Here is a 24,748-nt window from a genome sequence, read left to right as displayed (position 1 = left end):
CCTCCATGCCGAGGAATGCGGACAGCTTTGCCTCCAGTTCCTTGTGTTCTTCCTGCGTGCCGCAGATGAAGCGCACCGAAGCCATGCCGTAGCCGTAACGGTCGAGCGCCTTCTTGGCGGCGTCGCGCAGATCATGGCTATCGGCGAGGCCGAGATAGTTGTTGGCGCAGAAGTTCAGCACCTTTTCGCCGCCGACCTCGATCTCGGCGCTCTGCGTCGACGTGATGACTCGCTCGGACTTGTAGAGGCCAGCCGACTTCAGCCCTTCCAGTTCCGAGGCGATGTGAGAAAGGAAATTGCCGTTCATATGTACGCTCCCTGCTGCCGCGGAAAATCGGGCGAAGCTTGCCACGACGCTATCACAAATGCGACTTGGCCGCTCGCCGCTTCCCTCGCTTCGACAGCGAAGCCAACGCGCTAAGCTTCATCCAATTTCGCACACTACCGGCTTGGGGACAGCATGACCGACGCTACGATTTCAAGCATACGCATCTTCCGCCAATGGCAGCCGTTTCGCGACGGCACCTACCGTTGCTCAGGCGGGCGAAGTGCTGAAGGTTTTGATTCGACAATCGTCGAGATCACCAGCCGCGACGGCATCAGCGGCTATGGCGAGATGGCGCCGCTTGGCAGCTTCTACGATCCCGCCTTTGCCGCCGGCGCGCGCGAGGCGATGCGGGAACTGGCACCGCAACTGCTCGGCTGTGACGCCTCCGGCATCGAGGCGTTGAACCGGCGCATGGATCTTCTGCTCAAGGGCCACCCCTATGCGAAATCGGCGCTCGACATGGCGCTGTGGGATATTGCGGGCAAACGCTCTGGCCTGTCGCTTGCCGCTATGAGCGGCGGTGCGGAAGGCACACAACTCGCGCTCTACCGCTCGATCGCCCAGCAATCGCCCGACGCGATGGCGACACGGGCGCAAAAATACATCGCCGAGGGCTACCGCCGCCTGCAGGTCAAGGTCGGGCTCGATGTCAACGACGACATTGCACGGCTGGAAGCGGTGCGGGCGGCGGTGCCGAACGACACAGTATTGTTCTGCGACGCCAATGCAAGCTGGGGCACAGCCGAGACCCGCCGCTTCCTATTGGCGACGCAGGCGCTCGACTACACGCTCGAGYAGCCCTGCGCGAGCTACGAGGAAAACCTCGCCATTCGCCGCGCCACCGACCGGCCGCTGGTGCTCGACGAGACGATCGACAGTGTGGACGTGCTGCTGCGCGCCATATCTGACGGCCTTGTCGATGGCATCACCATCAAGCTGGCGCGCGTCGGCGGGCTGACCAAGGCCAAGCTTCTGCGTGACATAGCGATTGCCAAGAACCTCAAGGTCACGATCGAAGACACTGGCGGCGCGCAGATCGACACGGCGGCCTATTCGGGCCTGCTGTTGTCGACGCCGGAGGGGCTCAGGCAGCACACTGTCGACTTCCACAACTGGGTGACAGTGCCGAACGCGCTCGGCGAATTTGCCATTGCCGACGGCTTGATGAGCCTGCCCGGCGGACCAGGCCTTGGCCTGGATGTCAACCCGGCGAAATTCGGCGCGCCAATATTCGCCATCAAATCATGAAAGGGATGGCTGGACGGACACGCCCCCGCACCCGTCCAGCCCAGCATCGGCGCTATGGTAGCGGTGCGCCGATGACCTGGATGTTGTTTTTCGCGCAGGTATCGAAGAAGCGCTTGGCACTCTCTGGCGTCCGCTCTGCCTTGGGCGGCAGGGCTGCCGACGGCGCCGGCAAGCTCATCTGACGGACCATCTGCTCGAAGTCGCCACCCTGGGTGACGATCAGGCACGTCGCGCCATCGGTCGATTCGACGCGGAATGTGTGTGGAATTCCCTTGGGCGCCATGACGGTCTGCCCGGCATGGGCGAGAAAAACCTTGCCATCGACGCGAAAGCGCATCGTGCCTTCGAGAATGTGGATGATCTCGTCTTCGCAGAGATTGACGTGAAGCGGCGTCGTTTCGCCCTGCGGCATTCGGCATTCAATGATGCTGATCTGGTCGTTCCCCGCACAGGCGGGAACACGGATCGTCATCAGATTGTCGCCAAACCACAAAATCTGGCTGGCACTCTCAACCTTGGCCTGGGCGTTCACCGACAAAATCCCCTCTCCTCGCAGCCGGCGAAACTGCCGGGCAAGTCGGGAATTATCGGCGAGATGTAACCGTTTGAGGTCGGGAACGGTCACGACTGTTTCAAAACCATGAAACAATTCGCGCCTCCTTCGAAGCATACTCGAACTAACTAAACTTAAAATCGAAAGCCATGCGCAAATCAGTCAACAAACTTGCCTGCAAATAAAAGCGGCCGCGAGATGAACCCGCGACCGCCATAGAAGTGAACCATTGCCCTTGAGGCTTAGAAGAACGCCTGCAGACCGGTCTGTGCCCGACCGAGGATCAGCGCGTGCACGTCATGCGTGCCCTCATAGGTGTTGACCGTCTCCAGGTTCTGCGCGTGGCGCATCACGTGGTAGCCGATCTGGATGCCGTTGCCGCCATGCATGTCGCGGGCCTGGCGGGCGATGTCGAGCGCCTTGCCGCAATTGTTGCGCTTGACCAGCGAAATCATCTCAGGCGCGAACTTGTGTTCATCCATGAGACGGCCCACGCGCAACGAACCCTGCAGGCCAAGAGCGATCTCGGTTTGCATGTCGGCGAGCTTCTTCTGGTAGAGCTGCGTTCCGGCCAGCGGCTTGTTGAACTGCTTGCGGTCGAGGCCATACTGGCGMGCGCGGTGCCAGCAATCTTCGGCAGCGCCCAAGACGCCCCAGGAAATGCCGTAGCGGGCGCGGTTGAGGCAACCAAACGGCCCCTTCAGCCCGGAGACATTCGGCAGCAGCGCGTCTTCGCCGACTTCGACGCCTTCCATGACGATCTCGCCGGTGATCGAAGCGCGCAGCGACAGCTTGCCGCCGATCTTCGGTGCCGAAAGCCCCTTCATGCCCTTTTCCAGCACAAAGCCGCGGATCTGGTTGTCATGCGCTGCCGACTTCGCCCAGACGACAAAGACGTCGGCGATCGGCGCGTTGGAAATCCACATTTTCGAACCGCTGATCTTGTAGCCGGTGGCGGTCTTTTCAGCGCGAGTCTTCATGCCGCCCGGATCGGAACCGGCATCCGGCTCCGTCAGGCCGAAGCAGCCGATCCATTCGCCCGATGCGAGCTTGGGTAGATACTTCTTGCGCTGCTCCTCGGAGCCGTAGGCGTAGATCGGATACATGACCAGCGACGACTGCACTGACATCATCGAGCGGTAGCCCGAATCGATGCGCTCAACTTCGCGTGCCACGAGACCGTAGGTCACGTAGCCTGCACCAAGGCCGCCATATTCCTCGGGAACGGTGATGCCGAGCAGGCCAGCCTCGCCCATCTCGCGGAAGATCGCCGGATCGGTCTTTTCGTCGAGATAGGCCTCTTCGATGCGCGGGGCGAGCTTGTCGGCGGCAAATGCCGATGCCGCATCGCGCATCATGCGTTCGTCTTCGGTCAGCTGATCTTCAAGAAGGAAGGGGTCGGCCCAGACAAAGCTGGCGGCCGCCGCCGGTTTGGATGTGTTCATTGTTCCTCCGGGAGAATGAGAGCGCTTTTTCATATCCTAGCCCGCTTCAGGCCTTTTCGCTAACAAGTAATCTTGTAAAGTTGATGCGTAAAATCAATCAACTCAAGCCCCAGGCCACCCCATGCGCCGCGCCTATGTGCCAACAATCGCCGAACTTGAGGCGTTCCGCGCCAGTGCACGCTACGGCACCACAATTCGCGCTGCCGATCAGCTTGGACTGACGCAAAGCTCGGTGAGCCGATCGATCGGGCAACTGGAGGACAGGCTCGGCGTCGCCCTTTTCCACCGCGTCCGCCAGCGCCTGGCCCTGTCGGATGCCGGCCGCCGTTTTGCCCGCGACGCCGACGCGATCCTCGACGCCCTGCATGAGGCTACCGTCAGAACCATGGCCTTTGGCGGCCAGTCCGACATGCTCAGCCTCGCCGTGCTGCCGACACTTGCCGACCGCTGGCTCATCCCACGGCTGGCGGGTTTCCATCTCGCGGCCCCCGATGTCGCCATCGATCTGGCGGTCCGGCTTGAAACGGTCGATCTCGAAACCGAGGCCTTTGACGCGGCGATCCAGCGCGGACCGGTCGAGCCCGGCCAGCCCGGTTTTCTGCGCCTGTTCGACGAGGAGCTGGTGGTGGTCGCGGCACCCGTGCTGCTCGACGGCCGGGCTTCGCTCGATGACGCCGAACTCGCCGCCTTGCCGCTATTGCAGCAGTCTACTCGCCCGACGCTGTGGCTGCAGTGGTTCCAAGCCGCCGGGATCGACCCACGCACCACCTTGCGCGGCCATCGCTTCGAGCAATTCTCGATGGTTGTCGAAGCGGCAATCGCCGGGCTCGGAGTGGCCTTGGTGCCTCAAGTGCTGGCCGCGCGCGAACTCGCATCCGGCCAACTGGTCATGGCCTCGGCTAACCGCATCGCCGGCGAGTTCCCCTATCGCCTCGCCTTCCGGCCCGGCACGGAGGATCGCCCGGGCTTGCGCGAATTCCTGCGCTGGATCTCGGCAGAGGTTACGTCCCCAGCGGTCAAATCCTGAGGCCGAACCTGATCCCGTCATAGATCGCCGCGTGGATGTTGCGGGCCTGGACCGCATCGCCAATGCGCAGAAGGATGAAGCTCGCATCCCGGATCTCGGGGAAAATCTCGCCGCCATGGATCAGGCGTTCGTAATCGATCGCCCCGCCGTTCCTCGATAGTGGCTTGAGCTCGAGATAGAGATCATCCAGCGGCAGTGTGCCATGCTCGACCACCACCTGATCGACGCGCCGCTCCTCTTGCCAGCCCTTGGCATAATCGGAGGAAAGTGTCGCGACCAGTGGATTGCCCTCGCGCCGAACTGACCGCAGCCGGGTGTTGATAGTGATCTTCACGCCGGTGCGGTGGAACGCCTCCATGTAAGGCACATGGTTCATGCCGCCGATCTCCGGCGCAAACAGCCGCTCGGGCGTGACCAGCTCAAGCTTCGAGCCGGCCTTGCCGATCAGTTCCGCTGCCGTCATGCCCTGATGGCCGCCATTGTCGTCATACAGCAGCACGTTTTCGGCCGGCTTGACGGCGCCTGCGATGATGTCCCAGCTCGACGTCACCAGATCGTCGCCAGCATCGAGCGGCGGGTTTTGCGGCAGGCCACCGGTGGCGATGACCACTGCGTCGGGCCGGAGCGCCAGCACATCGTCCTTGCCGGCCCAGATGTCGTAGCTAATCTCGACGCCTAGCCGTTCCAATTCAGCCAGACGCCAATCGACGATACCGATCAGTTCACGCCGGCGCGGGTTCTGCGCCGCCAGCCGCACCTGCCCGCCAGCCTGGCTTGATGCCTCCAGCACGGTCACCTTGTGGCCGCGCTCGGCCAGCACCCGTGCGGCCTCAAGGCCGGCAGCACCCGCGCCGACCACGACGACCTTGCGCARCGGGCCTTGGGTGCGTGAAATCACATGCGGGATCGTCGCTTCGCGGCCTGTCGCTGCGTTGTGGATACACAGTGCGCCGCCGCCCTCATAAATACGGTCGAGGCAGTAGGTGGCACCTACGCACGGCCTGATCTGATGCTCACGCCCCTCCAGCACCTTCTTGATGATATGCGGCTCGGCAATATGGGCACGCGTCATGCCGACCATGTCGAGTTTGCCGGCAGCGATGGCATGGCGGGCTGTTGCAACGTCGGAAATACGCGCGGCATGGAAGACCGGGAACTTGGTTGCCGCCCTCACCTCGCCGGCAAAGTCGAGATGAGGCGACGAGGCCATGCCGTGCAGCGGGATGACGCCGGTGAGCGCGGCGTCGGTGTCGATATGGCCGCGAATGATGTTGAGGAAATCGAACTTGCCCGACGAAGCCAGCCGACGTGCGATCWCGATGCCCTCGTCCTTCGACAGGCCTTTTTCGAAGTCCTCGTCAGCGACCATGCGGATGCCAACGATGAACTCGTTGCCGACGGCAGCCCGCACCGCATCGATCACTTGCCAAGTAAAGCGCAGCCTATTGTCGAGCGAGCCGCCAAAGTCATCATCGCGGTGGTTGGTGGCCGGCGACCAGAACCCGTCCATCAGATGGCCGTAGGCCTCGAACTCGATGCCGTCGAGCCCCGCCGCCTGCATGCGCTGGGCAGCAGAGGCATAGTCGGCGACGATGCGCTCGATGTCCCAATCCTCGATTATCTTGGGAAATGTGCGGTGGGCAGCCTCGCGCACCGGAGAGGCGCTCAGCACCGGCAGCCAGTCGGCCTTGTTCCAATTGGTGCGGCGGCCGAGATGGCTGATCTGGATCATCACCTTGCAGTCGTGCTCGTGGCAGTCGTCCGCCAACGCCCGCAGCCACGGCACTATGGCATCGTCATAGGCGTGCAGATTGCCGAAGGCCGCCGGGCTGTCGCGCGAAACGATCGCCGAACCTGCCGTCATCGTCAGCGCCATGCCGCCCTTGGCCTTCTCCGCATGGTAGAGCCGGTAGCGCTCGTTGGGCATGCCGTCTTCGGAATAGGCCGGCTCGTGGCTCGTCGACATGACGCGGTTCTTCAACGTCAGATGCTTGAGCTGGTAGGGCTGGAGAAGCGGGTCGTTGCTGGTCATTGCATTCCTGCATTATCCGGCGCTAATACACGCCACTTAAAATCTGGACATTGAGTTGCGCGCACCAGCGAACCACAGCAATGAGCCAGAGCCACCCCGAAGAGCCACCCAATGACCATCACCGATAGCCTGACCCAGCTTGGCACCAAGGTCGAAACGCCGACCTCGCCCGAAACCGCCGTGCTCGAAACCGTGCCTTACGACCGCGTTGGCGGCCCGCCCGCCATCGTGCGCTTCACCTGCCCGGAATTTACTTCGCTCTGCCCGGTCACCGGCCAGCCCGACTTCGCGCACATCGTCATCGATTACGCCCCGGACCAGCTTCTGGTCGAATCGAAGTCGCTGAAGCTGTTCATGGTCTCGTTCCGCAACCATGGCGCATTCCACGAGGATTGTACCGTGATGATCGGCCGCCGCATCGTCGAAGCAACCAGGCCGTTGTGGCTGCGCATAGCCGGCTACTGGTATCCGCGCGGTGGTATCCCCATCGACGTGTTCTGGCAGACGGAGTTCGGCCTTGTCGTAGGCCGCACTGTCGAGTGGCATGTTGGTGTCAAGACAATCGCCCTGACCCGACTTCACCAATTGGTCGCGAGCATCGAGCACGGCTTTTGCCGGATCTACGAAGCGGCCACGCTCGGCCGGGTCGAGTTCCAACCCGATATGATCGTAGAACGGCTTGACCGCCTCCAGCGCCGTTCCGGCAAGAGCCGGTGTGGCCAGCAAAGGCAGGCAAGACACAACAGCAAATGGGCCTGCGCATCGCATCACGAACCGCCCGATCCCGGCGTACTGGCTGGGTCGCGCGCGCCGTGCCGAACCGCATGAATGACAATGTCGTTGCCAGTAAACTCGTAGAAAATCAGATAAGGATACGGCCTCGCATTGATCCGCCGGATACCCTCCACTTCGGTCAGGCGACCCACCTCAGGATGGCGGCACAGCAATTCTGTGATCATCTTTATGCGCTTGGCGACTTTCCGGCCGCCCGATGGCGATTGATCGGCGACATGGTCGAGTATCCCTTCGAGGTCGGCAAGAGCCGAGAGGGTATAACGCAACCTCATCCGCCGTACTTGGCCCAGACTGCCCGAACTTGCTCGTCCGACGCAAACTCACCGCGCGCGGCAGCGGCGCGGGACCGTTCGATGGCCAAGCGTTCTTCAGCGGTCAACGGGACAGGCTCGGCAGAACCCGCACCTACCAACTCAAAGATCGCGCGGGCAATGTCGTCCTGATCATCCCTGGAGAGCTTTCGAGCTGCCTCCAATGCCTGCTCGAGCAATTTGGTCATGTCTTAGCCTCGCATATATGCAGACAAGGATACTCCGCTCCTACCAGTCTCCGTCAATACCACGCATCGTCCATCGACGCCTTCTTGCGCGCCATGAAGTCGTTAAGCGCCTCGTCGATTGCGACATCCAGCGGTGGCGCTTCGTATTCGGCGAGCATCGTCTTCCAGCGCTTGTTGGCGCGCATGGCGGCATCGAGCGAGCCCGCGGCCTGCCATTTCTCATAGGGCTCGTTGTCGGCGACCGCCGAATCCCAAAACGCCGTTTCGTAGTTGGCCATGGTGTGCGCGCAGCCGAAGAAGTGGCTGCCGGGCCCGACTTCCTTGAAAGCGTCAAGCGCTAGCTGATTGTCGTCGATCTTCACGCCGTCGAGATAGGTGTGCAGCGCACCGCAGAAATCGATGTCCATGACGAATTTTTCGAAAGACATCGACAAGAGTCCATCGAGGAAGCCGGCCGAATGCAGGATGAAATTGGCGCCGCAATGCACAGCCGCCAGCATCGCCATGGTGCCTTCGTTCATGGCGTGTGCGTCGGGCAGCTTCGACGTGGTGAAGTTGCCGGAGCAGCGGAGCGGCAGGTTCAGTCGCCGCGCAAGTTGCCCAATGACCATCGAGCCGATGGCCGGCTCCGGCGTGCCGAATGTCGGCGAACCTGAGCGCAGCGACATCGACGACAGGAAATTGCCGAAAATGACCGGCGCGCCGGGGCGTTCGAGCTGGGTCAACGCGCAGCCGGCCATGGTTTCGGCGAGCGACTGGGCAATGGCGCCGGCATTGGTAACCGGACCCATGGCACCGCCAAGGATGAAGGGCACAACGACCGCCGCCTGGTTGGCCCGCGCATAAGCGCGCAATGCGGTGGTCATGGTGGCGTCCCAGACCAGCGGTGAGTTGACGTTGACGTTGCCCAGGATGACGCAATTCTCATCGGTGAATTGTTCGCCAAAGACGATGCGGGCCATGTCGATGGAGTCCTCCGCCCGGCTCTCCGACGTCACCGAGCCCATGAAGCCACGGTCGGAGTAGCGGATATGGCTGTAGACCATGTCGAGATGGCGCTTGTTGACCGGCACGTCCACTGGTTCGCAGATCGTGCCGCCGGAATGGTGCAGCCAGGGCGAGGACTGCGCCAGCTTCACGAAATTGCGGAAATCCTCGATGGTGCCGTAGCGCCGGCCATTGTCGAGATCCATGACGAAGGGCGAACCGTAGGCCGGTGAAAAGACGACGCTTTTGCCGCCTATGACCACCGAGCGCTCAGGGTTGCGGGCATGCTGGGTGAATTGGGCGGGTGCTGTCTTCAGCACTTCGCGCAGCATGCCTGGCTCAAATTTGACGAGCACGCCGTCGACCTTGGCCCCGGCCCGCTTCCAGTGATCGAGCGCCACCGGGTCGTCGCGAAACTCCATGCCGATTTCGGCGAGGATGCGGTCGGCCGTCTCTTCGATGCGGACGAGGTTTTCCTCCGACAATATATCGTAGGTCGGGATGTTCCGGAGGATGTAGGGTCGACCATGCGCCTCGGGCCCGTGCGAGCGCTGTTCACGGCGCGCATTACGGCCGCCACGCTCGCGGCGCTTCGTCGGCTCGGTCTGGATTTCAGGCGCAACGACGTTCATACATGGCTCCAAAGCACTCCAGCATGAAGCTAGCCTTTGGACCGGCTGCTGTGACGCTTGAAAATCCTCATCATTTGCATAATCTGCACTTATGCAAAGCCTGCGCCATCTCCTGCCCTCCGCCGGCAGCCTTATCGTCTTCGAGGCAGCCGGTCGGCTGTCGAGTTTCACTGCTGCGGGCCGCGAACTCGGCATGACCCAGGCCGCGGTCTCCTATGCCATTCGCGGGTTGGAGGAGCAGCTCGGCGCGCAACTATTCCAGCGCCGCCACCGTCAAGTTTTGCTCACGGAGGCCGGCGAGCGCTTCCATGCCGACGTCACGCTTGGCCTGTCGCATATCCGCAAGTCGGCCGAGGAGCTCCGGGCACGCGCGGGCGGCATGCATGTTACGCTGTCGGCTTCCACCGCCTTCGCCTCGTTCTGGATGATGCCGCGCCTGCAAAAATTCCGAGACGACCTGCCCGGCATAGACCTGCGCATCCAGACCGCCGACCGCGACCTCGATCTGATCGCCGAGGGCATTCCCTTGGGAATTCGCGGCGGCAACGCCGAGGATTGGCCCGACTATGAGCTGCTGCCGATATCAGGCGAGGAGATTTACCCCGTTGCCGGCCCGGCCTATGTCGCGCGCGCGGGCACACCACAGACCCCGGCCGAGATGACGCTGCATCACCTCATCCATCTCGAAGAACCCTTCCGCCCGGCTGCAACATGGAACCAGTGGTTCCAATCTGCAGGCCTCAACGGGGCAGTCGCCAAGCGCGGACTGGTCATCAACGACTATGTCCTTGTCATCCAGGCCGTGATGGAGGGCCAGGGTATCGCGCTCGGCTGGCGCCATCTCACCGACCGGCTGATAGCCGCCGGGCTGCTCGTGCGCCTGACCGATCACGTCATGACCACCGGCAAGGGCTTCCATGTCGCCTGGCCGAAGAACCGTCCGCTCAGCGAAAGCGCCGAAAAGGTGCGCGACTGGCTGGCAACGCAGGCTTGAGAAGCCTGTTCACCAGGCAGATCAAGCCTGGCTGGCAAGCGCGTTCCTGACAGGGATTTCCGCGAAGTATCCATAGGCAAGAGCCTGTCCGCGCCGACGCGAATCCCGCTATAGTGCCCCGATGTCCATTCGCCAGCTTTCCGAAACGATGATCAACCAGATCGCAGCCGGCGAGGTCGTCGAACGACCTGCCAGCGTGGTCAAGGAACTGGTCGAAAACGCACTCGACGCCGGAGCCTCCCGCATCGAGGTGGCCACCGCGGGCGGCGGGCTCAACCTGATACGCGTCGTCGACGACGGGTCGGGCATGCCCGAACAAGAACTCTCGCTGGCGATCTCGCGCCACTGCACCTCCAAGCTCGGCGAAGATATCCTCGACATCCGCTCGCTCGGCTTCCGTGGCGAGGCGTTGCCGTCCATCGGCTCGGTGTCGAAGCTCGCCATCCGCTCGCGAACCAAGGCTGCCGACAGCGGGGCTGAAATCACCGTCGAAGGCGGCCGCGTCTCGGCGGTGCGTCCGGCAGCGACCAATCGCGGCACCTCTGTCGAAGTGCGCGACCTATTTTACGCCACCCCTGCCCGGCTCAAATTCATGAAGACCGAGCGCGCCGAGGCGACCGCCATCGCCGACGTGATCAAGCGGATCGCGATTGCCTTCCCAGCCGTGCGCTTCACGCTCTCGGGCACCGACCGCTCGACACTGGAACTCTCCGCCGCATCAGACGATGTTCAAGGCAGGTTGACCCGCATCGCCCAGGTGATGGGCAAGGATTTCCCCGACAATTCGATCGTGATCGAAGCCGCCCGCGAAAGCGTGCGCCTCGATGGCCATGTCTCGATCCCGTCCTACACCAGGGGCAATGCGCTGCAGCAATATGCCTATGTCAATGGCCGGCCGGTACGTGACAAGCTGATCGCCTCGGCTATACGCGGCGCTTATGCCGACGTGCTGCCGCGTGACCGTCATGCGGTGACGGTGCTCTTCCTGACCCTCGACCCGGCCTATGTCGACGTCAACGTGCATCCTGCCAAGGCGGACGTGCGTTTCCGTGACCCTGGGCTGGTGCGTGGGCTGATCGTCGGCGCGGTGCGCCAGGCGCTGGCTGGTGCGGGCATCCGCCCGGCCACCACGGGCACGCAAGCGATGATGGGGGCGTTCCGCCCCGGTGCGACCGCCTATGGCCATCCCGGACCGGCCAGTGGCCATCGCGCCTACAATCCGGATTTTCGCGCCGCGACCTTTGGGGGATTCGACCCGCTGCGTTCACCGCACCGGCCACTCGATAACGGTTTCTCGGAGCAGCGGCAGGCAAGTTTCGATACCGGCCCTCTGCACAGCGCCGACGCACGCGCCGGGTTGAGCGAGGTTGCCGAAGCCGTGCTGCAAACCGAACTGGGTGCGGCGCGCGCGCAGGTGCACGAAAACTACATCGTCGCCCAGACCACGGATTCGCTTATCATTGTCGACCAGCACGCTGCCCATGAACGGCTGGTCTATGAAGCGCTCAAGAACGCGCTGCATTCGCGGCCTGTGCCAGCGCAAATGCTGTTGATGCCGGAAATAGTCGACCTGCCGGAAGAAGACGCCGAGCGGCTGGCGCTGCATTCAGAGACCCTTGCCCGCTTCGGTCTCGGCATCGAGCGCTTCGGCCCGGGCGCAGTTGCGGTGCGCGAAACGCCTGCCATGCTTGGCGAGACCGATGTCACCCAGCTGGTGCGCGACCTCGCCGACGAGATCGCCGACAGCGACACCTCCGATACGCTGAAGGAGCGGCTGGATGCGATTGCCGCGACCATGGCCTGCCATGGCTCGGTGCGGTCGGGCCGCCGTCTGAGACCCGAAGAGATGAACGCGTTGCTGCGCCAGATGGAGGCGACACCCGGTTCAGGCACCTGCAACCACGGCCGCCCGACCTATATCGAACTCAAGCTCGCCGATATCGAAAAGCTGTTCGGCCGGCGCTAGAGCCGGCCAAATCGGCCATCACCGCTTGAGATTGACCAGGACCACACCCGCCAGCGCCAGTACGCCGCCCAATATGCCGAACAGGCCGGGCGTCTCGCCGAGCCATACGAAGCCGATCAGCACGGCCACCGGCGGCACGCAGTACATGAAATTAGCGGCGCGCGAGGCTGGCAGGCGGGAAAGCACCACCGACCAGCTGGCATAGGCGATCAGGCTCGGCACGATGCCGAGAAAGATGACCGACCAGAATGGCTCGCTGTCGGCGACCGCCATCTGCGCGAAACCGCTGGGCAGTGCCGGCGCCAAGCATAATGCGCCGAGGATCATGTTCCAGGCCGAGACGGTCAGCGGGTGGTGACGGCTGAAGAGCCGCTTCTGCACGATGCTGTTGATCGAGGTGCAAAGTGCCGAGCCCAGGATCAGCAGAGCGCCGGTATTGAAGGTAAGTCCCTGCCCTTCGCCAAGCGCGATGATACCGATGCCGGCAAAGGACAAGAAGGTGCCCGCCCAGGCCAATACAGGAAAACGCTCGCCCAGCAACACCATCGCCAGCACCGCTGTGATGATCGGGTTGACGTTGATGATGAAGCTTGCGGCACCGGCCGAAATGGTCAGCTCGCCAAAGTTGAGCAGGATGGTGTAGAGCGCGACGAAGAAGACGCCGCCAAACGCGAAGCGCCAGAGTTCGTTGAATGCCGGCAAGGCGGGCCGGCGTATCAGCAGGTAGATGGCCGACGGCACTGCCGCTATGGCGAAGCGCAAGGCACCAAGCTCGATGGGACCGATCGCTGTCAGTCCGGCGCGGATGGCCGGGAATGCCGAAGCCCAGCCGACGATGGTAACGACCACGGCAAGGATGGTCACAGCGGACGCCGTCGGTGTGGAATTCAACGTACTTGTCTGGATGGCCATGGCATTGATCTCGAAAATTGGCTGAGGGCCATAGGTGACGTCATTTCGAGCTGATTGACAAACGATCAATTCAAGGATCAGCTGTGAGCATGGATCACAGCTTGGAACCGATGCTGCCGCTTGAAACCCTGCGCGCCTTCCAGGCGGCGGCGCGCTCCGGCAGCTTTTCAGCAGCCGCCGAAAAGCTCAACATGACACATGGCGCCGTCAGCCGTCAGGTTGCCAAGCTGGAGAGCTGGCTTGGCCTGAAACTGTTCGAGCGCAAGGCGCGCGGCGTTTCGCTGACGCTCGAAGGCCAGCGCCTGCACCTCAGGACCAGCGAAGCATTTTCGCTGATCGCCAACACCACCGACCGCTGGGTCGAGCCACGTGGTGCCGCCGTGGTGCGGCTGACTTCTATCCCCTCGGTTGCGGGGCTGTGGCTGATGCCGCGCCTCTCGGCGCTCGAAGCCGGCGCGACCCCATTGCGGATCGTGCTCGACATCGACATTCGCCAGGCCGACCTCGCCGACGAAGGCATCGACCTTTCGGTCCGCTGCGGCCGCGGCAAGATCCCCGGCCGCGTGTCGGCACAGCTTTTCGAAGAGTACTGCTTCCCGATCGCCTCGCCGGCACTCGCCGCCCAGATCGGGGCCGGCAAGGCCGAACGACTGCTGAACTACCCGCTCATCCACGATTCGGATGCTTCCAGCTGGCGCTCATGGTTCAGCGCCCATGGCCTCGACTATCGTCCCCGACCGCAGGATCGTCGTTTCGAGGACTATAATCTGGTGCTCGACGCCGCCGCTCATGGCCTAGGCATAGCCTTGGCACGTCCACCACTGACCGAATCCCACCTCAAATCCGGCCGCATCGCCGTTGTCGACGAACGGAGCGCGCTGAACCCGGTATCTTATTGGCTCGACCGGCCGGTTGGACGACCTCGGCCTGCTGCGGCGGAGCTGGCGCGCCGCATCGGTGCCCAGGCAGGTCTTGCGCCCGAACGGATCGAGCGGTTCCTGGCAGAAGACAGGTAACTTGACCTCAGGCGTTTTGTGGCCATAAAAGCCAATATGCAGCGCAGCCACTCCCTACTGGGGACGCGCGGGCGCGGTGAGATTTGAACCTGTGCAATTGATCGATCCCGATTTTCGAGACCATGCACCAGGATGTTGAGCACAAAGCGATGATGAACCGTTTCGAAGGCCCCGGCGCACGCGAAGCTCGCATTCGCTACCTCGACGGCGATTTCCAGGTAACGAGCCCCGGCTCCTTCGTGCGTTGCGCGGTGACGGCGGAGTCGATCCCCCTCGACGAACTCAAATACTGGAGCGTCGCCCGCCAGGAGCCTTATCGCGACGCAGCGATTTCGCTGGCGCGCGAAATCGAAATGAACCCGGATCTGCGCAAGCGCGGCTAAAGCCGTCGCTTCGCAAGATCATGCCCTGATCAGCCCGATATCTTCCGCCGCCGCCAGGCTTCGAGCGTCTCGCCTACGACACGCTCGGCCGTGTGTTCGATGTCGAACACCGCATCAATCTCCATCACGTTCAGCCGCTCCAGGAATTCCGGCGAAGCTGCACCGTGACGCAGCCGTGCGGCATCCTTCGATGTCGTGACAAGTTCCAGTTCGCCAGCCTGAGCTGCGGCAACCAGATCGTCCAGATCTTCGGGCAGATAGAAGTGATGGTCGGCAAAAGCCCGCTCCAGCACCACCGTCCCTCCGGCTTTCTTCAGCGTGGCAAAGAACTTTTCGGGATGACCGATGCCGGCAAATGCGAGGAAACGTCGCCCCACGAATGCCTTCTTGTTGCGGGGCCGCGCGGTCGCAGCAAAGATAGGCTTGCCGGCGCGCGCCGCCTGACGCACCACCGCATCGGCCTTCTCGCCCTCGCCCATCTTGAGGATGGCATCGGCAAACCGAAGTTGGTCGATCAGCCGCGCGCGCATCGGCCCGCCGGGGATGACATGGCCATTGCCTAGGCCGTAGCGCGCATCGACGACCACCAGCGCGTAGTCGATATGGATGCGCGCGCTCTGGAAACCGTCGTCCATGATGAGGAAATTGCAGCCGCGCTCGATCAGCAGGCGCGCGCCCGCTGCCCGGTTGGCGGAGACAGCGACCAGCGCGTGTTCGGCCAGCAGCAGCGGCTCGTCGCCGACATGCTTGGCGCTGTCATGGTGCGTGTCGACGACATGGGGTTCAGCGAAGCTGCCGCCATGGCCGCGCGACAGGATGCCAGGTACGAGCTGCATGCGCCTGGCCTGCTTGGCGAGCGCGATTGCGATCGGGGTCTTGCCGGTGCCGCCGACGGTGAAATTGCCGACGCAAAGCACCGGCGCATCCATCTTCTCGCGCCGGGCGGTTTTCATGCGCCGGCCAGCGACCAAGGCGTAAAGCCACGAGACCGGGTAGAGCGCGTATGCGCGCCAGTCCGGCTTTTCCCACCAGAAAGGAGGCGCTTCGCTTGCCAGCTCTACCTCCCCCCCGCGCCTTTGAGGCGCGACTGAACGATCAGTGGATGAATATAAGGTTCGAGCGCCTTCAGTGTCCGTGCCAGCGCGCCGCGCATTTCCTCGACGGTCGAGGCACCAGCTGCCATCATGTCATGGCGGGCGATCTCGTTGCCGAGCAGGAAGTTGACAGCACCGGCCAGCATGTCGCGGTCGCGGACAATCTTGGCGCCACCGCGATCGATCAGCCGCTGATAGGTGTCGCGGAAGTTCTGGACGTTTCGCCCCGCCAGAACTGCGGTGTCGAGCATTGCCGGCTCGAGCGGGTTCTGGCCGCCCTGTGCAGTCATCGAGCGCCCAACGAAGGCAATCTCGGTGAGACGCAGGTAAAGCCCCATCTCGCCTATCGTGTCGCCGAGCAGGATATCGGTATCAGGCGTGATCGGATCGCCTGTGCTGCGACGCGCAACACTCAGCCCCATCGCCGTCAGCTCAGTCATCAGCGCTGTGGCACGATCGGGATGGCGCGGCACGATGATGGTCAATAGACCCCGATGACGATTGCGGAGCATGGTATGCACTTCCGCCGCCATGACTTCTTCGCCGTCATGGGTCGAGACGGCAGCCCAGGTCGGGCGTCGGCCGATCTGGCGCTGAACCATGTACAGCGCGCGTTCGTCGACGGGTGGCGGCGAGGTATCGACCTTGAGAYTGCCCGAGACGGTGACCGGACGTGCACCGAGCGCGCGGAAACGCTCGCCGTCGACCTCCGACTGCGCCACGACATGCGCCATGTTCTCAAACAGCGCCTCGGCGATATAGTTGCGCTTCTTCCACGACTTGAACGACCGGTCCGAAAGCCGCCCATTGACCAGGATTTGCGGTACGCGCCGTGCGCCGAGTTCAAGGATGGTCATCGGCCAGATTTCCGATTCGGCGATGATGGCGAGATCCGGATGCCAATGATCGAGGAAACGGCTGACCGCAGGCTTGAGGTCGAGCGGCACATATTGATGGATGATGCGGTTGCCCAGCCGCTCTTCGGCAACCTGGGCGGAGGTGACGGTGCCCGTCGTCAGCACGACGTTGATGCCGTAGCCAAGGATAGCCTCGATCAACGGCACCACGGCAATCGTTTCGCCGACGCTTGCAGCATGGAACCAAATCAGCGGTCCGTCAGGCCGTTCGCGGCTCGGCACGCCATAGCGCTCACGGCGGCGATTGTGGTCTTCCTTGCCCTTGGACGCGCGCCAAGCGACATAGCCACCAACCATCGGATAGGCCGCGGCTCCGGCATAACGATAAGCTTTCAGGAAAGCACGAGCCCAGCGTTCGCTCATTGGATGCCATCCACCAGGCGGTAAGCCTGCACTGTGGCGTGATCGATGGCAGCGGTCAGCTCCTGGCGCTTGCGCTCCATCTCGGCGTCATCGGCATCCGCAGCAACCTCGATCGGAGGCGCGACAAAGAGCGCGCAGCGGCCGAAAGGAAGATTGATCGTGGTCTTGTCCCAAGTGCCTTCCAACACCTTGCGGCGGCTCGTGGCGATGGCTGTGGGGGCTATCGGCCTGCCCGAAATGCGCGCGAGAAGAATAATGCCCATGCCGGCGTCGCGGGGCGTGCCATGCGGAATGTCGGCAATCATGCAGACATTCTTGCCCGCATCGAGTGCCTTTTTCAGGGCAATGAGCGCGGTCGCCCCGCCCTTATCGAGCCTGCTTTTGGTTTCGCGGCCACCCGACCCGCGTACCGCCTCGATGCCAAACTTGTTGACGACCAGCGCGTTGAGCTCGGCGTCGGCACTGCGCGACACCATTGCCACCAGGCGGCGCTCGCTCGGATAAAGCGCTGGCGCAAGCAGGTGCTGGCCGTGCCAGAGGCCAATGATTAGCGGTTCGCTGTCGGCGTAACTGCCACCTGCAAGCTTGAAGGAGCCTTTCGTCATCGGGTTGGTCAGCTTGACGAAGCGCATCGCGCCGGCGAACAGGCTCGCTATCGCGCCCTTGGCGAAGCGCGACTTGGCGAGCGGCTCGCGAATGCGGCGCCAGAACGTCTTCGACGCCGGCTGCTTGACACGCTTCTTCTTCGCCGCTGACCTCACGGCCGGCGACGCCATGCGGGGTTGCTCCATCAGTTCTGACCGGCGACCTTTGCGTCCGGCTCAAGCAACCGATGCAGGTGGACCACGAAGTAGCGCATGTGGGCGTTGTCCACGCTCGCTTGTGCCTTCGCCTTCCAGGCCAGCTCAGCCGACTTGTAGTCGGGGTAGATGCCAACGATATCGAGCGCATCGAGATCGCGGAACTCGGTTCCACCCAACTTCGTCAGCTCGCCGCCGAACACCAGATGCAACAGCTGCTTTTTTCCGTCTTCTTCGGACATCTGCTTCCTTGATTCATTATCTCAGGGGCCGCCTGATCTAGACCAAAGCGGGCCATTTTGAAACACTTCGCGAATTCTTAGCCGTCGTGGCTCGCCATCACTCTAGCCATGACGTCGAGCAGTGTCCCGCTGCCCGCCATCAATGCGCCGTGAACGATGTCGCGGCCGGCAAAGGCCGGCTGGCGGCCCTCTTTGTCGAGCAGCTTTCCGCCTGCCTCGGTCAATATAAGCTCGGCAGCGGCAATATCCCAGTCATGCGCGTTTGGCTTGACGAAGGTTGCATCGAGAGCACCGCTCGCGATCATCGCCACGCGATAGGCAAGCGAAGGTATGTAGGCTTCGCGATCGAGCCGCTCTTGCCATTCTTCCGGCATCTTGTCGATCATCGGCTTGGGACCGGCGATACGTACGCGCTCGCCCGCCTCATTCACCTTGAGCGGGGCTCCATTGAGGAAAGCACCGCCGCCGGCAACCGCCCAGTAAGTCTCGTTGCGTGCGGGGCATTCGAGCACGCCGGCCAGCGAACGGCCGTTCTCGACGACGGCAACACTCACGCACCAGGCCGTCCGGCCCTCGACGAAACCACGCGTGCCGTCGATCGGATCGACGACGAAGGTGCGGCGCGCGGCGAGCCGGTCGAGATTGTCAGCGGTCTCCTCCGACAGCCAGCCATAGTCGGGCCGCGCTGCCGTCAGCGTTTCGCGCAGATAGTGATCGGCGGCGTAGTCGGCTTCGCTGACCGGCGAGTTGCCGCCCTTGAACCAGACTTCTGGGCTCTGTCGAAAATAGCCCATGGCTATACGCCCGGCCTCGGCAGCTGCCGCACGCAGCAGTTCGAGTTCGGCCTGAAGCTCTGATTTGTCGACAGTCTCAGTCTCCGGCAAGGGTCATGCCTTCGATCAAAAGCGTAGGTGCGGCGGTACCGAAATTGCGGTCGAGATCGCTTGCCGGCACCATGCGCAGGAACATGTCCTTGAGGTTGGAAGCGATCGTCACCTCCGACACGGCCCAGGCAAGCTCGCCGTTTTCGATCCAGAAGCCCGATGCGCCGCGGCTGTATTCGCCCGTCACCATGTCCACGCCCTGGCCGAACACCTCGGTGACGTAGAAGCCGCGCTTCAACGAACGGATGATGTCTTCGGGCGACTTCTCTCCCGGCTCAATGGCAAAATTGGTCGAGGACGGCGACACTGACGAGCCGCCACGCGCGCCGCGCCCGTTGGTCACAAGACCGAGTTCGCGCGCAGCCGAGGTTGACAGGAACCAATGGTTGAGGACGCCCTTGTCGACCATCTTGAGGGTGGCGCCCTCGATGCCTTCGCCGTCGAAGGGCCGCGACGCCTGGYCGCGCCGCTTCAATGGCTCGTCGATGGCAGTGATGGCGGCTGATGCAACCTGCTTGCCCATCATGTCGCGCAGGAAACTTGTCTTGCGGGCGACCGAAGCACCATTGATGGCGCCTGCCAGATGGCCGGCAATGCCGCGCGCGACGCGCGGATCGAAGACGACATCGACCGGACCGGTGGCTGCCTTGCGCGCATTGAGCCGCTTGACCGCGCGTTCACCAGCCTTGCGGCCGATCTCGCCGGCGGCATCCAGATCGGCGAAATGCAGGCGCGAGGAGTATTCGTAATCACGCTCCATCGAGGTGCCCTCGCCGGCAATGACGCTGGCGGAACGCGAGAAGCGTGAGCCGACATAGTGGCCGACGAAACCGTGAGAGGTCGCAAGCACCAGGCCCCCCAGACCAGCGGCGGCACCCGCGCCGGCTGAATTGGTGACGCCCTTGACGGCAAGTGCTGCCTCTTCAGCGGCAAGCGCGTCTTCCTTCAGGCGCTCGGCCGAAACCACAGTGTTATCGAACAGGTCGAGATCGCGCGGCGCATGGGTGAGCAGTGCTGCGTCGGCAAGCCCCTGGTAGGGATCTTCAGGCGAGACCTTCGCCATGGCTACGGCACGTTCCGCAAGGGTCCTGGGATCGGACGCGGCGGTCGCCGAAACACTGGCCACACGCCGGCCAACGAATACCCTGAGCGACATATCCTCGCTCTCCGAGGCCTCGGTGCCCTCGACCTTGCCCAGACGCACGGAAACGCTCGTCGAGCGGCCACGCACGGCAACCGCGTCAGCGGCATCGGCGCCGGCCCTTTTTGCCGCCTCGACGAGGCTCGCCACCCGGTCGGCCAGTTTCGCGGCGTCGTTGGTATCGTTCATTGGCGTGTTCCGATTGCTCGCCGCCCATTGGTCGCGGCCCGTACCACCCATCTATTGTCCCGAACCCGCTTGTGCAATGGGCGGGTGCATGGTCAAACGACCAGACTGCGGCGCTTCGGTGCCGAAATCCTTGGGAAATCGCATGTCCAAACAGGCCCCGGCGGCAGTTCCGGCAAAGTTCACCACCGGTTCGACCATGCGCCATGTCGTGGTCATGACGGGCACTGGCTCGATCGGCCTGATTTCCATTTTCATCGTCGATGCGCTCAATCTTTTCTACATTTCACGGCTCGGCGTCGAAGAGTTGGCAGCAGCGATCGGCTTTGCCTCCACGCTTTTGTTCTTCACCCTTTCGATCTCAATCGGCTTCACCATCGCTTGCGKCGCACTCGTCGCACGCTGCCTCGGCCGTGGCCAGCGCGAGGAAGCCGCTCGCATGGGTGGCGCATCGATGGTCTTCATGGGCCTGGCGACCTTGCTGATGACCATCGCTGCGATGCCATTCCTGCGTCCCATGCTGTCGATGCTCGGCGCGACCGGTGCCACGCTCGACCTGTCGACACGGTTCCTGCAGATCGTCCTGCCATCGTTCCCGATCATGGCGCTTGGCATGTGCACCACCGGCATCCTGCGCGGGGTCGGCGACGCCCGACGGGCGATGTATGTGACGTTGGGCAGTGGCATCGCCGCTGCGATTCTCGATCCTATCCTGATCTTCGGCTTCCATCTCGGTCTCGACGGCGCTGCCATCTCGACCGTGCTGACGCGTTTCGTCATGCTGGCCATCGGCCTGCACGGCGCCCATGTCGTGCACAGGCTGATCAAACTTCCCGATCTGAGCGGCTTGCGTGATGCCGCCCGGCCGTTCTTCGCCATCGGCGTTCCGGCCATGCTGACGCAGGTCGCTACCCCTGTCGGCAACGCCTATGTCACGATAGAGATGGCCTCTTTCGGTGATCAGGCAGTAGCCGGCTGGGCGATCATTGGCCGCCTGGTGCCAGTCGCTTTCGGCGTCATCTTCGCGCTGTCAGGCGCGGTCGGGCCGATCCTCGGCCAGAATTACGGCGCCCACAAATTCGACCGCCTGACCACCACCATGCGCGACAGCCTGTTGTTCACGATCGCCTATGTACTCGCGGTCTGGGCGCTGTTGGCAATCTTCGCCAATCCGATCGCCAGTGCTTTCGGCGCCGAAGGCGTGGCGCGAGAACTCATCGTGTTCTTCTGCCACTTCGCCGCTGGCAGCTTCCTGTTCAACGGCGCGATCTTCGTATCGAGTGCCGCCTTCAACAATCTCGGCTACCCGACCTATTCGACGGTGTTCAACTGGGGCCGCTCGACGCTCGGCGTCATCCCCTTTGTCTGGGTCGGCGCGCATTACTGGGGTGCCATCGGCGTCATCGCCGGATGGGGCCTGGGCGCGGTTGTGTTCGGCGTGGTGTCGATGCTGGTTTGCTTCCGTGTCGTCAACGCCATAGCTAGCGAACCTCAGCATCAGGACGAACCAGTGCCGACACCGCCGCCAGCTGCACAGTCGCCCTTCTCCACCGGCAAGGCATCGACGCTGCAGTAAGGTCTGCGACCAGAGCGAACTTACTGAAGGATTTCGTCCACCGCGCGCTTGAGCTCGTCCTTGATCGCCGCCGTTTCGGCCATCACCTGGTCGATCTTGAGGAAATCGAGCGCCCTGAAGCGCGACACCGGCGGCCTGAGGAAGATGTCGGGCGGGTTCTGGCCGAGCTTGTTGGCGATTATCGACTGCATCATCAACTGGCTGGCGCCGAACATCAGGTCGATGGAATTCGGCTGCTTGCGCCCGTTTTCGAACGGTGCACCAACGACATCAATGGCGATGGTGAAATCGGCAAGGCCCTCAAGCAGGTCGAACGGCACGGGATTGTAGATGCCGCCGTCGATGTAGAGCGTATTGCCTCGCGTCACCGGCCTGAACACCGCAGGGATGGCCGCCGACGCCGCGAGCGCCGAAAACAGTTCACCGTCTTCAAACACCGACATGCAATGGCCGTAGTAGTCGGTCGCCGTCACCTTCAGCGGCAGCTTGAGTTCCTCGAATGTCGCCGGCACGCCTTCAGGCAGGAAGGCCTTGAGGATCCGCTCGACATTGAACTGAGTGACCCTGATGCCGCTTTCGACCATCTCAGAAAGCGTACCCGGCCGCGCCCGCCACATGCGGCTGGCGACTTCAGTGGGCCGGCCAAGCACCGCACGCGAGTGCTCGTGGATTTCACGACCTGTGAGGCCGGCAGCCATGCCAGCGCCCATGACCGCGCCGATCGATGAACCGGCGATAGCCACCGGCTTGATGCCAAGTTCGTCCAGGGCTTCGATGACATGGATATGTGCGAGACCGCGCGCGCCGCCGCCGCCAAGCGCGAGTGCGAAGGTCGCGCTCATCCCTTTTTCGCCTCGGCCAATTTCGGGCCGAGGATCATGACCGCGGGTTCGACCGACAACAGCTTGCGCGCTGCCGCCTTCACATCATCGAGCTTGACCGCATTGATGAGATCGACGCGCCTCTGCATGTAATCGATGCCGAGCTTGTCGGTCTGAAGATCGACCAGCGTGGTGGCAATCGCGCTCGAAGAATCCAGGTTGTTGATGGCATAAGCGCCGAGCATGTACTTCTTGGCAGCCTCGAGTTCGGCTTCGGTTGGGCCTTCTTCCACCATCTTGCGCACCACATCGCGGATGACGCCAAGCGTTTCAGCGGCCCTGTCCGAACGGGTCGCAGTGCCGATAACCAACGACGACGAATGGTCCTGGTCGATGAGTGCGGAACTGACGTTATAGGCCAAGCCGCGCTTTTCGCGCACTTCGTCGAACAGGCGCGAGGAGAAGGTGCCACCACCAAGGATGTGATCCAAGAGGGCAGCGGCGAGGAAATCGGGCGCCTTGCGCTGCACACCGGGATAGACCAGTTGCAGTGAGGTCTGCGGCAGCGGGTACTCGACATGCAGTGTCTGGCCGAGCTTCGGCTCAACGCGCTCCACTGGAAGCAGTTCCGCTTTCTCCGGCAATTCGCCGAAGACCTCATCCAACCGCTTCTTCAGTGTTTCAGCGTCGATCGCGCCGACAACCGCGACATGGAGGTTTTCACGCGTGAAATTGGCCTTGTGGAAGGCGCGCAAATCATCCGCCGTGACCGTCTTCAGCGATGCTTCCGTACCAGCATCCGGCCGCGCGTAAGGATGCGTGCTGTAGATGGCCTCGGCCCATTTACGCGAAGCCTGGGTTTCGGGGTCACGCGCGGTGGCGACGATGCCGGAGACAATCTGCGAGCGTATGCGATCGATTGGCGCCTGGTCGAAGCGCGGCTTTTCAACCGCAAGCTCCAATAGTTCGAATGCTTCGTCCTGCCTGTCGGCCAGCATGCGCATGCCGCCGCCGACGGCATCCTTGCTTTCGCTGAAGCCCATCTCTGCGCCGGCTTCATCAAGCTTGGTCTGGAAAGCGTCACTGTCGAGGTCGCCGGCACCTTCGTCGAACAGCCCGGTCATCAGATTGCCAAGCCCTTCCTTGCCGACCGGGTCCTGGGTACTGCCGCCATCGAACCGGAACTTGATCGCAATGATCGGCACCGAATAGTCCTCGACCAGCCACGCAGTTATGCCCTTGTCGGACTTGACCTCCTGGATCCGGACCTCGGCGCGCGCGGCAACGACAGCCGGCAGCACCAGAAACATCAGCGCCAACACCAGCGTCGTTGCCGATGCAAACACCCTGAAACGCATTGCCATGAGCGTGGTCATCAAATCATTTCTCGACAGATTTCGCCGGCAACAGATAACCGGCAACCGAATGGTCGGGATTGAGGTACTTGGCGGCAACCGCCTTGATCTGGTCGGCGGTCACCGCCTGAATCCTGTCTGGCCACTTCTCGATATCTTCGACGGTTCCGCCGGTGGCCAGCGTGCTGCCATAGATGTTGGCCATGCTCGCCTGATTGTCACGAGCAAAGATCATGGCGCGAACGAAGCGGTCCTTGGCCTTGTCAAGCTCATCGGCAGTCACGCCTTCCTTGATGATGCGGCGGATTTCGACATCGACCGCCGTTTCGACCTGCTGCAGCCCGGCTTCGCCACGCGGCGCGCCATAGACGGTGAAGCTGGTGTCATCGACCATCGTGCCTTCGAACATTGCGCCAGCAGACGAGGCGATCCCGTCCTTGACGACCAGCCCCTGATAGAGCCGGCTACGATTTCCGCCACCAAGAATCTCCGAAAGCAGGTCGAGCGCCTCTGCCTCCCCGGCTTTGGCCGTCTGGTAGGATGGCACCACCC

24 protein-coding genes and 1 pseudogene are annotated in these 24,748 nt (G+C 62.8%); 8 read left to right on the top strand and 17 right to left on the bottom strand.

The features are described 5' to 3' along the window. Positions 1-307: aminotransferase class I/II-fold pyridoxal phosphate-dependent enzyme (locus tag AC1DUU_RS07065; RefSeq protein ID WP_476782706.1), on the bottom strand; the 307-nt coding region annotated here is incomplete at its 3' end. Between the two features lie 153 nt (positions 308-460). On the opposite strand from AC1DUU_RS07065, the gene AC1DUU_RS07060 reads away from it, so the two are divergent. After that, entirely contained in the window at positions 461-1,576 is a 1,116-nt protein-coding gene (locus AC1DUU_RS07060) for a mandelate racemase/muconate lactonizing enzyme family protein (protein ID WP_476782705.1), read from the top strand. 52 nt (positions 1,577-1,628) lie between these two features. Here the strand turns inward: AC1DUU_RS07060 and AC1DUU_RS07055 are convergent, their stop codons facing one another. Together AC1DUU_RS07055 and AC1DUU_RS07050 are read right to left on the bottom strand one after the other, a co-directional pair. Next, positions 1,629-2,108, bottom strand: coding sequence for a cupin domain-containing protein (locus AC1DUU_RS07055; protein WP_476782708.1), 480 nt, complete (start codon positions 2,106-2,108; stop codon positions 1,629-1,631). 263 nt (positions 2,109-2,371) lie between these two features. Further along, positions 2,372-3,574: an acyl-CoA dehydrogenase gene (locus AC1DUU_RS07050; RefSeq protein WP_476782704.1), complete on the bottom strand. Its 1,203-nt coding sequence runs from the start codon at positions 3,572-3,574 to the stop codon at positions 2,372-2,374. A gap of 121 nt (positions 3,575-3,695) precedes the next feature. Here AC1DUU_RS07050 and AC1DUU_RS07045 point away from each other — a divergent pair, with 121 nt between their 5' ends. Further along, on the top strand, positions 3,696-4,601 hold the full coding sequence (locus AC1DUU_RS07045; protein WP_476782703.1) for a LysR substrate-binding domain-containing protein: 906 nt from the start codon (positions 3,696-3,698) through the stop codon (positions 4,599-4,601). Here the strand turns inward: AC1DUU_RS07045 and AC1DUU_RS07040 are convergent. Then, positions 4,591-6,633, bottom strand: coding sequence for an oxidoreductase (locus AC1DUU_RS07040; RefSeq protein ID WP_476782702.1), 2,043 nt, complete (start codon positions 6,631-6,633; stop codon positions 4,591-4,593). The two genes, AC1DUU_RS07045 and AC1DUU_RS07040, sit on opposite strands and share 11 nt — an antisense overlap. A gap of 111 nt (positions 6,634-6,744) precedes the next feature. Here AC1DUU_RS07040 and queF point away from each other — a divergent pair. Beyond that, a pseudogene (gene queF / locus AC1DUU_RS07035) lies at positions 6,745-7,140 on the top strand (preQ(1) synthase); the annotation flags it as partial. Positions 7,141-7,400: 260 nt separating this feature from the next. Here queF and AC1DUU_RS07030 read toward each other — a convergent pair. The 3 genes from AC1DUU_RS07030 to AC1DUU_RS07020 are packed head-to-tail and all read right to left on the bottom strand — an operon-like array spanning position 7,401 to position 9,546. After that, a complete protein-coding gene (locus tag AC1DUU_RS07030) occupies positions 7,401-7,700 on the bottom strand; it encodes a type II toxin-antitoxin system RelE/ParE family toxin (RefSeq protein ID WP_476782701.1) in 300 nt (99 codons plus the stop codon). Further along, entirely contained in the window at positions 7,697-7,927 is a 231-nt protein-coding gene (locus tag AC1DUU_RS07025; RefSeq protein WP_476782700.1) for a hypothetical protein, read from the bottom strand. Before AC1DUU_RS07025 ends, AC1DUU_RS07030 begins: the two co-directional genes overlap by 4 nt. Positions 7,928-7,980: 53 nt before the next feature. Beyond that, positions 7,981-9,546 carry a trimethylamine methyltransferase family protein gene (locus AC1DUU_RS07020; RefSeq protein ID WP_476782699.1) on the bottom strand — a complete coding sequence of 522 codons (1,566 nt, stop codon included), beginning with the start codon at positions 9,544-9,546 and terminating at the stop codon, positions 7,981-7,983. A 91-nt stretch (positions 9,547-9,637) separates the two neighbouring features. On the opposite strand from AC1DUU_RS07020, the gene AC1DUU_RS07015 reads away from it, so the two are divergent. Further along, a complete protein-coding gene (locus AC1DUU_RS07015) occupies positions 9,638-10,540 on the top strand; it encodes a LysR substrate-binding domain-containing protein (protein ID WP_476782698.1) in 903 nt (300 codons plus the stop codon). Positions 10,541-10,661: 121 nt separating this feature from the next. Further along, entirely contained in the window at positions 10,662-12,506 is a 1,845-nt protein-coding gene (gene mutL / locus AC1DUU_RS07010; protein WP_476782697.1) for a DNA mismatch repair endonuclease MutL, read from the top strand. An 18-nt stretch (positions 12,507-12,524) separates the two neighbouring features. On the opposite strand, the gene AC1DUU_RS07005 is transcribed toward mutL, so the two are convergent. Further along, the gene (locus AC1DUU_RS07005) at positions 12,525-13,418 is read right to left on the bottom strand and encodes a DMT family transporter (RefSeq protein ID WP_476782696.1); all 894 of its coding nucleotides are present in this window, start codon (positions 13,416-13,418) and stop codon (positions 12,525-12,527) included. Positions 13,419-13,507: 89 nt separating this feature from the next. On the opposite strand from AC1DUU_RS07005, the gene AC1DUU_RS07000 reads away from it, so the two are divergent. Together AC1DUU_RS07000 and AC1DUU_RS06995 are read left to right on the top strand one after the other, a co-directional pair. Continuing rightward, entirely contained in the window at positions 13,508-14,434 is a 927-nt protein-coding gene (locus tag AC1DUU_RS07000) for a LysR family transcriptional regulator (protein WP_476782695.1), read from the top strand. 149 nt (positions 14,435-14,583) lie between these two features. Continuing rightward, positions 14,584-14,817 (top strand): DUF2093 domain-containing protein, encoded by a 234-nt coding sequence (locus AC1DUU_RS06995; RefSeq protein WP_476782694.1) that lies wholly within the window; start codon positions 14,584-14,586, stop codon positions 14,815-14,817. A gap of 29 nt (positions 14,818-14,846) precedes the next feature. On the opposite strand, the gene lpxK is transcribed toward AC1DUU_RS06995, so the two are convergent. The 6 genes from lpxK to AC1DUU_RS06965 all read right to left on the bottom strand — a co-directional run bounded on the left by lpxK (position 14,847) and on the right by AC1DUU_RS06965 (position 20,447). Continuing rightward, positions 14,847-15,872: a tetraacyldisaccharide 4'-kinase gene (gene lpxK, locus AC1DUU_RS06990; protein WP_476782707.1), complete on the bottom strand. Its 1,026-nt coding sequence runs from the start codon at positions 15,870-15,872 to the stop codon at positions 14,847-14,849. A gap of 2 nt (positions 15,873-15,874) precedes the next feature. Continuing rightward, entirely contained in the window at positions 15,875-17,191 is a 1,317-nt protein-coding gene (gene waaA / locus AC1DUU_RS06985; RefSeq protein WP_476782693.1) for a lipid IV(A) 3-deoxy-D-manno-octulosonic acid transferase, read from the bottom strand. Next, complete coding sequence (locus AC1DUU_RS06980; RefSeq protein WP_476782692.1) at positions 17,188-17,982, bottom strand: lysophospholipid acyltransferase family protein; 795 nt, start codon at positions 17,980-17,982, stop codon at positions 17,188-17,190. Before AC1DUU_RS06980 ends, waaA begins: the two co-directional genes overlap by 4 nt. Next, positions 17,982-18,233, bottom strand: coding sequence for a DUF4170 domain-containing protein (locus tag AC1DUU_RS06975; protein WP_109574520.1), 252 nt, complete (start codon positions 18,231-18,233; stop codon positions 17,982-17,984). Before AC1DUU_RS06975 ends, AC1DUU_RS06980 begins: the two co-directional genes overlap by 1 nt. Positions 18,234-18,310: 77 nt before the next feature. Beyond that, a complete protein-coding gene (locus tag AC1DUU_RS06970; RefSeq protein ID WP_476782691.1) occupies positions 18,311-19,117 on the bottom strand; it encodes a 3'(2'),5'-bisphosphate nucleotidase CysQ in 807 nt (268 codons plus the stop codon). After that, the gene (locus AC1DUU_RS06965; RefSeq protein WP_476782690.1) at positions 19,104-20,447 is read right to left on the bottom strand and encodes a TldD/PmbA family protein; all 1,344 of its coding nucleotides are present in this window, start codon (positions 20,445-20,447) and stop codon (positions 19,104-19,106) included. Before AC1DUU_RS06965 ends, AC1DUU_RS06970 begins: the two co-directional genes overlap by 14 nt. Before the next feature lie 142 nt (positions 20,448-20,589). Here AC1DUU_RS06965 and AC1DUU_RS06960 point away from each other — a divergent pair, with 142 nt between their 5' ends. Next, positions 20,590-22,020 (top strand): MATE family efflux transporter, encoded by a 1,431-nt coding sequence (locus tag AC1DUU_RS06960; RefSeq protein ID WP_476782689.1) that lies wholly within the window; start codon positions 20,590-20,592, stop codon positions 22,018-22,020. A 20-nt stretch (positions 22,021-22,040) separates the two neighbouring features. On the opposite strand, the gene AC1DUU_RS06955 is transcribed toward AC1DUU_RS06960, so the two are convergent. The 3 genes from AC1DUU_RS06955 to AC1DUU_RS06945 form a co-directional block, all read right to left on the bottom strand. Further along, complete coding sequence (locus AC1DUU_RS06955; protein ID WP_476782688.1) at positions 22,041-22,862, bottom strand: patatin-like phospholipase family protein; 822 nt, start codon at positions 22,860-22,862, stop codon at positions 22,041-22,043. Next, on the bottom strand, positions 22,859-24,217 hold the full coding sequence (locus AC1DUU_RS06950; protein WP_476782687.1) for a M16 family metallopeptidase: 1,359 nt from the start codon (positions 24,215-24,217) through the stop codon (positions 22,859-22,861). Before AC1DUU_RS06950 ends, AC1DUU_RS06955 begins: the two co-directional genes overlap by 4 nt. Positions 24,218-24,221: 4 nt before the next feature. Next, a partial coding sequence (locus AC1DUU_RS06945; RefSeq protein WP_476782686.1) for a M16 family metallopeptidase occupies positions 24,222-24,748 on the bottom strand: 527 nt, incomplete at its 5' end.

It is taken from the genome of Aminobacter sp. P4_H6_2 (assembly GCF_056400805.1).
This window is presented reverse-complemented; position numbering and strand designations above follow the sequence as displayed.

Coding starts and splice junctions, on each gene's coding strand:
- mutL (WP_476782697.1), top strand. CDS start 10,662: ATGTCCATTCGCCAGCTTTCCGAAACGATGATCAACCAGATCGCAGCC.
- AC1DUU_RS07045 (WP_476782703.1), top strand. CDS start 3,696: ATGCGCCGCGCCTATGTGCCAACAATCGCCGAACTTGAGGCGTTCCGC.
- AC1DUU_RS07000 (WP_476782695.1), top strand. CDS start 13,508: ATGGATCACAGCTTGGAACCGATGCTGCCGCTTGAAACCCTGCGCGCC.
- AC1DUU_RS06955 (WP_476782688.1), bottom strand. CDS start 22,862: ATGAGCGCGACCTTCGCACTCGCGCTTGGCGGCGGCGGCGCGCGCGGT.
- AC1DUU_RS07020 (WP_476782699.1), bottom strand. CDS start 9,546: ATGAACGTCGTTGCGCCTGAAATCCAGACCGAGCCGACGAAGCGCCGC.
- AC1DUU_RS06995 (WP_476782694.1), top strand. CDS start 14,584: ATGATGAACCGTTTCGAAGGCCCCGGCGCACGCGAAGCTCGCATTCGC.
- AC1DUU_RS06980 (WP_476782692.1), bottom strand. CDS start 17,982: ATGGAGCAACCCCGCATGGCGTCGCCGGCCGTGAGGTCAGCGGCGAAG.
- AC1DUU_RS07015 (WP_476782698.1), top strand. CDS start 9,638: ATGCAAAGCCTGCGCCATCTCCTGCCCTCCGCCGGCAGCCTTATCGTC.
- AC1DUU_RS06950 (WP_476782687.1), bottom strand. CDS start 24,217: ATGACCACGCTCATGGCAATGCGTTTCAGGGTGTTTGCATCGGCAACG.
- AC1DUU_RS07005 (WP_476782696.1), bottom strand. CDS start 13,418: ATGGCCATCCAGACAAGTACGTTGAATTCCACACCGACGGCGTCCGCT.
- AC1DUU_RS07030 (WP_476782701.1), bottom strand. CDS start 7,700: ATGAGGTTGCGTTATACCCTCTCGGCTCTTGCCGACCTCGAAGGGATA.
- AC1DUU_RS07025 (WP_476782700.1), bottom strand. CDS start 7,927: ATGACCAAATTGCTCGAGCAGGCATTGGAGGCAGCTCGAAAGCTCTCC.
- AC1DUU_RS06975 (WP_109574520.1), bottom strand. CDS start 18,233: ATGTCCGAAGAAGACGGAAAAAAGCAGCTGTTGCATCTGGTGTTCGGC.